The organism is Nonomuraea recticatena, assembly GCF_039533245.1.
Classification (GTDB): domain Bacteria; phylum Actinomycetota; class Actinomycetes; order Streptosporangiales; family Streptosporangiaceae; genus Nonomuraea; species Nonomuraea roseola.
In genome coordinates this window covers 1-7,045 of the sequence record NZ_BAAATE010000081.1, presented here as the reverse complement: position 1 = coordinate 7,045, position 7,045 = coordinate 1, and the positions used below count along the sequence as shown (strand labels likewise).

Sequence of the window (7,045 nt, the reverse complement as noted above, 5' to 3'; positions counted from 1 at the left end):
GGTGGATAGTTCTTCATCCCCAACGGGACACTCTCCCGATCTCCCCGAACCAGCAAGGTCCAGGGTCTCAGGTGTCCAGTCCTCGGGTGGAACGCCCTCAGCATGGGATTCGGCCGTGGCCGCCCTCGCCAGAACGGGCAATCCGCACAGAGTGGCCAGCCCCCGCAGCTCGGCCAGCCGAGGGGCGGCATGACCATGGGCCACCCGCTGAAGGAGAAGTTCCTCAAGAACGCCACCTTCAAGAAGGTCTACGAGGAGCAGTACAGAAACCTGTACAACAAACTCCTGACCGATGGCAGCGCCTCCAAGCTGCTCGACAACCTCGTCAGCTCTTACAAACTGAACAATGGAGCCGACACGGCCGCGATCGAAACCGAAGCGAAGACACTGCGGACGTTCCTGCAGACGCGAACCGAGAGCCTGGGCTTGGACAAGGCGATCAACAGAACCTGAACACCGGCGCTTCTCAAGGGCGCGGGGGCAGCACGCTGCCCCCGCGCCCTCGGCCTTTGAACTAATCGGATCGCGTCCAGCTCGCATTCTCACAATCGGCCGATCCGCCGCTCATGTGACCCTCGGGGGACGGTGATCAGCACCTATCGGCGCATGCTCCGCTTCCGCCAGTGAACCGCCAGTTGGCACCGGCGTGAGGCTTCCCTCGTAGGGGCGGCCACGCAGGTCAGTTCGGCCACCCCGGTGCCGCTCCCGTCTATGCGAAGCCGCGCAGCACCTGCTCATGCGCTGCCCGCAGCCCGACTTCCGCAGAGGGACTCCGAGCGGTCATCACCGCCAGCGTCAGTCGTCCCAGTCGGATTCGGCCGGGTCGCGCAGTTCCCGGACCCCCGCAGGACCGAGGTCGGGCGGCGCAAAGGTGTAGGTGCCGATCACATTGATGTGCCGGCGGCCGAACGGTGACAGGCGGGCGATGTCCTCCTGTGCGAGAGGGTAGCCCGCGATTCGCAGACGGGCCAAGGCCTTGTCGACGTAGAAGGTGTTCCACAGCGTGTCGCAATTGAGCACCAGGCCCAGCGCGCCGAGCTGGTCCTCCATGCCCTTGTAGTAACGCTGGTAGACCTCGCCCTTGCGGCCGTGGAAGATTTTCCCGGCCAGGGCGTGGCGGGATTCCTGAAGGTTGCGGATGCCCTTGATGTCGCGCCGGTACGGCTCCTCCACAGCGTAGGTGAGGATGTGCAGCGTCTTGCAAATACGGCCGTAGGCGGCGATCGCGTCCCCGAGCGGGGTGGGGTTGCCGTCCCGCTGTAGCATCCTCATCACGTCATAGGCGCGGACCCGGCCGGTGTAGATCGACACCACCACCCGCAGGATGTCACCCCAGTGCCGTTTGACCTTGGCCAGATCGATTTTCCCGCGGGCGAACGCGCCAGTGGCCCGTAGTGGGCGTCCTGGATCCGCCAGCCCTTCTGGTCGGGGAGGTCGGCCAGCGCCGGCCGGTACTGCATGCCCAGCAGATGCACGAGCCCGAAGACCACGTCGCTGTAGGACCCGGTGTCGGTCACGATGATGTCCGGCCGCTGCCCGCCGTCGCGCCGGAACAGCACATCGATCATGTGCAGCGTGTCCCGGACGGTGCCGGTGACCACCTTCGCGCCCAGCCCGGCCCCCTGGTCATTGATCATATTGAGCCAGGTCAGGCCCCTCTTGCCGCCGAAAATTTCCGGTTGGGCCGGGTGTAGATGGATGGCACCGGGACCACGAACCGCATGCCGTCGATCGCGGCGACCAGGCCGCCGCCGAGCTGCCGGGCAAAACCGATCTTCGCCTGCTCCTCGATCAGCGGCGCGTTGGCCAAAGAGAACGTCTCGGCCGACAGGTAGTTCTGAGCCACGTGGCTGAGCCGGTCGCGCTCCAGCCCCGCGGTGCCGGCCTTGATGACCGGCGCGTAGCCGATGTTCAGCGCACTCGCGGTCAGGCAGGCCGCCACGGAGATGTGAAAGTCGGCCAGCTTGCTCACCCCGCCCGCCACCGAGGTGAAGGCCTCCTCGAAGCCGGGGACTCGGCCCATCACCTCCAGCAGCAGTTCGGGCAGGTCCACCCGGGGCAGCATGGCGGCCACCCGCTTTCGAAGATCCACCAGGGAGGGCGGCTCGGGCATGGCCTTCAGCCTGGCCACGTGCAGCCGTCCCTCCTCATCGACGGTGACGTCGACGCCGTCGGTGCCGAGCCGGGCGGCCACGTCTCGCAACGCCAGATGCAGCACCAGCGCGTGCTCGGGCAGCAGCGTCTCCGGATGCTCCGGCAGCTGCAGGTCCGTCAGCGCCGGCCCCTTGGCCGCCACCCAGTCCGCGCCGTCCAGCAGCTGGCCGCGCGGATCCCGCCAGCGGGCCGAGGCCTCGGCGTAGACGTCGCGCCGCTTGAGGTGGCGGTGAAACTGGGTCAGCACGCACATGGTGTAGGCGTTCTTGTCCACCGTGCTGCCATGCGATCCGGCCAGGAACACCAGGCGCCTCCACGACCGCCCACCAGCACGATGTCGATGTCGTCCTCGGTCACCTTCTTCTTACGGCCGTCCAGCAGCCGGGGCAGCGTCTTCATCGCCGCCAGCACCCGCTGCGCTTCGGCGTTCGCGCCGAACTCGATCACCGTGGTCAGCGTCTTGAGGAACCCCGACACGGTGGGGATCCGCTCAGCCAGCAGCGCCCGCATCTGCCCGTCAGCGTCGGCGTCCGGCGGCGGCACCATTCCGGTCACCGCGGCCACCGCCTCCTTCAGCTCCCGGCGCGGCACAATCGCGTCGATCGCCTCCCACACCTGCTCCAGCCGCAACTCCTCGCTGTACCCGGTGACCTCCAGAAGCGTCTCCACCGCGACAGCGAGCGTGGCCGAGTGACGGGCGAGCTTGGGGTGCTGGCGGGCTCGCTCCTTGTCGGTGGCAGTCTCGGCTTTGCCGATCAGCTGGGTCGTCATCAGCAGATCAAGCAGGTCCAGACAGTCGTCGACCGACTTGCCCTCTAGGTAGATGGCCGTGGCCAGCAACGTCGCCAGCTGCCGCGAGGGACCGTGCCGGCGCAGCGTGGTCGCCGTGGCGGTCATCCCGTACCGGGCCAGATCCACCATCCGACGATGCGGCACTCTGGGCGGCAGCTCCATCGCGCCCAGGCCGACGCTGAGGATCTCACCGGCCCGCTCCAGCGCCTTTTCCATGTTCCGGCCCGAGGGCACCGACGGGCCCTTGCGCCAGCGCTCCAGATCCGACGAGCGCGCCCCTTCCGGCACCTCCAGCAGCCGGGCCAGGATCGCCTGCTGCCGCGCCGGCAAGATTCCGTACAGCGTTTCATACAGCCGCTCGGTCGCCTCATCGCGCACCCGGGCGATCAGCCGGGTCAGCGTGGTCACCCCCGGCAGCAGCACCTTGTTGGCGCGCAGCCAGCTCACCCCGTCGACGAAGATGCTCTTCTTGCCGTCCCCGGGCTTCCACGCCCGCGCATCCACCCACGTGGTGAACTCCGCCTCGACCGCGGAGAACTCCCGCAGCCCGTACGCCTTCTTGATCTCGTCCTGGTGGTCGAACTGCGTCTGGCGCCGCTCGGTGTACTGCTTGATCTGCGAGACGTCCGTCACCCCGAGCTGATCGGCCAGGTAGTCGATCACCTCGGCCGGGACCTCCAGCGGGTCCGGCAGGAACCGGCCCACGAACCGGGCCGTGGTCAGTTGCAGGGCGAACCCGAGCCGGTGCTGATCGCCACGGCGGCGCCCGATCAGCTTCCGGTCCGCGTCGTCGAGGAAGAACATCTTCTCCAGCTCGGCTCGCGTCGGTGCCCCTACGTAGCGGCCGTAGGCGGCCGCCTCCTCATCACTCAAGAACTCAACCGGCATGGGCCCAGAAAGCAGGACTCATCCACCAACACGGACCAGATGCAAGATCGAATTGTGATCCGCCAACAGATCAGGCGACCCCGTGAACCTGCATGATTCCGCAGGCCAAGTACGCCGGAACGGTCATCCACGCTTACCTAAGTCCTGAGGGCCGTCTAACGCGACTTTTCGTTCGTATGCTGCTCAACCCCCGGGACGGTGCCGGTAGTGCTCCTGCAGCGCGGCGAGATGCTCACGGCTGCAGCTGGTCAGGAAGCGCTGGCCGTCGCGTGCGGGGTCACTGGCGTGCGTCACCGAAGAGTCCGGTGCCATGCCGTGGACCTCCATCCCGTCATGGATCCCCATGCCACACCAGCCGCATAGCTGAGGTCCTTCCGGCTTCTCGCTGTCCATGCCTGCCGCCTACCCGCACAGGTGTGCGGCAGCAGCCCCCTTTTTCCCTGTCAGGCAAAGTCTTGAGGGCGGCTAAGGAGTCGTCCGCGTCTTGCCAGGCTGGAGGGCCAGCACGTACCCCAGAGCGATCATGCCAAGTCCGAGGATGAGGTGCAGCCAGTTGTCGGCTGGGTTGACCGGCACGAAGTTGGCCGGGCTCTGGTGATTGATCACCATGCCGTAGAGCCACAACAGCAGGTAGACGAGGCCGCCCCCGATCAGGTACGCCCGGGCGGCGCCGCGCGTGCGAGCCAGCAGGATGCCGGCGACGCCGAACAGCAGGTGCACGATGTTGTGCAGGATCGACACCTGGAACAGTCCCAGCAGGAGCGCGTCGGAGTGGTGGCCGGCGAACCGCAGGCTGTCGTAGTTGCTGGTGACGCCGGGCACGAATCCCAGCACGCCTACCAGCAGGAACACCACGCCGACCACGAGCGCGGCGAGCTGGACGGGCGTGCGGGCAGACTGGTCGCGTGGGGTGCTCACGGGGCTCCCCCCTTCGAGAGGCTTTGGGAGGCGTGCCTCTACCCCCCAGCGCCGGAATCACACACTGCCACCGGACCGTCGTGGCGGTCGATCAAGTACGGCCACTCGGACACCGTCTATGAGCACCCTGAGGTGGGCCAGTTTGCTCGCCAGGTGTCCGGGGAGGGGAACCTTCGCAGCTCTCCCCAGGAAGGACACCTCATGACCGAGCCACAGCAGCCAGAGGTCCGGCGATCCGGCAAGGGCGGTGCCAGCGACGAGGAACTCGATGCCGTACCGGAGTCGCCCAGCGGTGACGTCTCCGGGCAACCGCACGGCACCGACAAAGGCAACAAGGGCGGTGGAAAAGGAGGTGGAGTGCCTCCCGACCAGCAACCGCAGCATCCAGCCTGACATTCAGACATCAAGACCCACCATCACCAGCCAACCCCAGGAAGAAGACGCCCAAGCGGTGTCAGGGGTCACGGGTGGAAGACGGCGCGTACGCAGCCGTCCCGCTTGTGCTTGAACAGCTCGTATCCCTTCGGCCCATCCTCCAACGACAGCGGATGGGTGAGCAGGTGCGAAGCGTCGATGCTCCCTTTCGCCATGCCGTCGAGGATCATCGGGATGTAGCGCTGACCGTGCTGCTGACCGCTGCTCAGCGTCAAGCCCTTGTTCATCACCGCGCCCATCGGGAACTTGTCCACCACACCGAGGAACACTCCGAGCACCGAGACGGTGCCGCCCTTGCGGCAGGCGTGGATGGCCTGCCGCAGTGACAGGCCGCGGTCGGACTGCAGGCGCAGCGCCTGTTTTGCCCGGTCGTAGCCGTACTGTGGGCCGGTCCCGTGCCCCTCCATGCCGACGGCCTCGATGCACACGTCCGGCCCGCGGCCACCGGTCGCCTCCTTGAGCGCCTCGAGCACGTCGACCTGCTCGTAATCGAGGATCTCGGCGCCCACCCGGTCGGCAGCCATCGTCAGCCGTTCGGGGAAACGGTCGATGGCGATGACGCGCTCGGCGCCCTGCAGGTAGGCCGCCCTCACCGCCATTTGTCCGACCCCGCCGCATCCCCACACCGCCACCACGTCGCCTGGCCCCACTCCGCCCATCTCCGCGCCCATCCATCCGGTGGGCACCGCGTCGGAGGCGAACACCGCGTTCTCGTCGGGCACCTCGCCGGGCACCGGGAAGGCGTTCACGTCGGCGTACGGCACGCGCACATATTCGGCGTGGCTGCCGGCGAAGCCGCCCATGGCGTGCGAGTAGCCGAAGATCCCTGCGGTGGCGTGGCCGTTGAGCTTCTCCAGGAAGGCTGGGTCCGGGTTGCTGTTGTCGCACAGCGACCACAGCTGCTCCGAGCAGTACCAGCAACGACCGCAGCCGATGATCGAGCACACCACCACGCGCTCGCCGGTCCGGCGCTCCCGCACGTCCGGCCCGACCTCGACCACCTCGCCCAAGAACTCATGACCGATGACGTCTCCGGCCATCATCGTCGGCACGTATCCGTCGAGCAGGTGCAGATCTGATCCGCACACGGAGCTCGCGATGACCCGGACGAGCGCGTCCTGGCGGTTGAGGATCTTCGGGTCCGGCACCTCCTGAACGGCCACCTCGTTGATCCCGGCCCAGCACAGCGCCCTCATCGCGCGCCTGCTCTCATCAGCCGTCTGGCCGCCGGCAGCATGATGCGGCCCAGCGCGGTGCGGTGCCCTTCGGGCTGGCCGTCCATACGCAGCACCTCGCCGGTCTCCAGCAGCTGTTTGACCGCCCGCAGCTGTTCACGGGTCTGCTCGTCAGTGGCGCGCACCGTCACTTCGCTGCCTCGTCCGCCGGGCGCGGGCGTGATCCTCAGACCGTGCCGGGCGAGCTCTGCCAGAGCTTGGGGACGGCTGGCGCCGCGCAGCTCGTCGGGCTCGGCCTGCACCGTGACCGCGAACCACCGCACGGCCCGCTGCGCCGCGTGCCGCCTGCGAGCTCTGCCGTACCGCACGGCGAGCGCCATACCGCCTGCCGCCAGCGCGCCCACCCCGAGCGTTTTCCTGAGGTTCATGCCCGCTCCCTTGAGCCGTCGAATCCCTCGCCTCTGCCCCGATAAATCTGTGATCGAACATGGGTGGTCACGCCAGGACACCCCGATGCAGGCGGCCAGAGTGCTGGACGGCATGGGCGCGGGATCACTACCCACGACATGCTCGTCAGCATCGCTGGTGAGCCCCATGGGGCACTGCTGTCGACACCTGGCTCTGAGCGGTTGTGCTCGTCGTTGGCGGCGAGGACTGCGCGGATGTGCAGCTCCTGCCCGCGC

10 protein-coding genes are annotated in these 7,045 nt (G+C 67.5%); 1 reads left to right on the top strand and 9 read right to left on the bottom strand.

What is annotated here, in order from left to right; genetic code table 11:
* The first annotated feature begins 102 nt into the window (after window positions 1-102).
* A complete protein-coding gene (locus tag ABFX50_RS50060) occupies window positions 103-453 on the top strand; it encodes a hypothetical protein (protein WP_346158267.1) in 351 nt (116 codons plus the stop codon).
* A 342-nt stretch (window positions 454-795) separates the two neighbouring features.
* Here ABFX50_RS50060 and ABFX50_RS51740 read toward each other — a convergent pair whose 3' ends face one another.
* The 9 genes from ABFX50_RS51740 to ABFX50_RS50020 form a co-directional block, all read right to left on the bottom strand.
* Window positions 796-1,323: a Tn3 family transposase gene (locus ABFX50_RS51740; protein WP_428834740.1), complete on the bottom strand. Its 528-nt coding sequence runs from the start codon at window positions 1,321-1,323 to the stop codon at window positions 796-798.
* A complete protein-coding gene (locus ABFX50_RS51735) occupies window positions 1,272-1,637 on the bottom strand; it encodes a Tn3 family transposase (protein ID WP_379504372.1) in 366 nt (121 codons plus the stop codon). The genes ABFX50_RS51740 and ABFX50_RS51735 overlap by 52 nt, the downstream gene beginning before the upstream one ends.
* Window positions 1,638-1,648: 11 nt before the next feature.
* Window positions 1,649-2,428, bottom strand: coding sequence for a Tn3 family transposase (locus ABFX50_RS50050; protein ID WP_346158263.1), 780 nt, complete (start codon window positions 2,426-2,428; stop codon window positions 1,649-1,651).
* Window positions 2,395-3,834 (bottom strand): DUF4158 domain-containing protein, encoded by a 1,440-nt coding sequence (locus ABFX50_RS50045; RefSeq protein ID WP_346158261.1) that lies wholly within the window; start codon window positions 3,832-3,834, stop codon window positions 2,395-2,397. Before ABFX50_RS50045 ends, ABFX50_RS50050 begins: the two co-directional genes overlap by 34 nt.
* Window positions 3,835-4,017: 183 nt before the next feature.
* Entirely contained in the window at window positions 4,018-4,146 is a 129-nt protein-coding gene (locus ABFX50_RS50040) for a hypothetical protein (RefSeq protein ID WP_346158258.1), read from the bottom strand.
* 153 nt (window positions 4,147-4,299) lie between these two features.
* Window positions 4,300-4,752 (bottom strand): DUF4383 domain-containing protein, encoded by a 453-nt coding sequence (locus tag ABFX50_RS50035; RefSeq protein WP_346158256.1) that lies wholly within the window; start codon window positions 4,750-4,752, stop codon window positions 4,300-4,302.
* Between the two features lie 57 nt (window positions 4,753-4,809).
* A complete protein-coding gene (locus ABFX50_RS50030; protein WP_346158253.1) occupies window positions 4,810-5,136 on the bottom strand; it encodes a hypothetical protein in 327 nt (108 codons plus the stop codon).
* Between the two features lie 77 nt (window positions 5,137-5,213).
* A complete protein-coding gene (locus ABFX50_RS50025) occupies window positions 5,214-6,383 on the bottom strand; it encodes a zinc-dependent alcohol dehydrogenase (protein WP_346158251.1) in 1,170 nt (389 codons plus the stop codon).
* On the bottom strand, window positions 6,380-6,790 hold the full coding sequence (locus ABFX50_RS50020; protein ID WP_346158247.1) for a hypothetical protein: 411 nt from the start codon (window positions 6,788-6,790) through the stop codon (window positions 6,380-6,382). Before ABFX50_RS50020 ends, ABFX50_RS50025 begins: the two co-directional genes overlap by 4 nt.
* Between the last annotated feature and the right edge of the window lie 255 nt (window positions 6,791-7,045).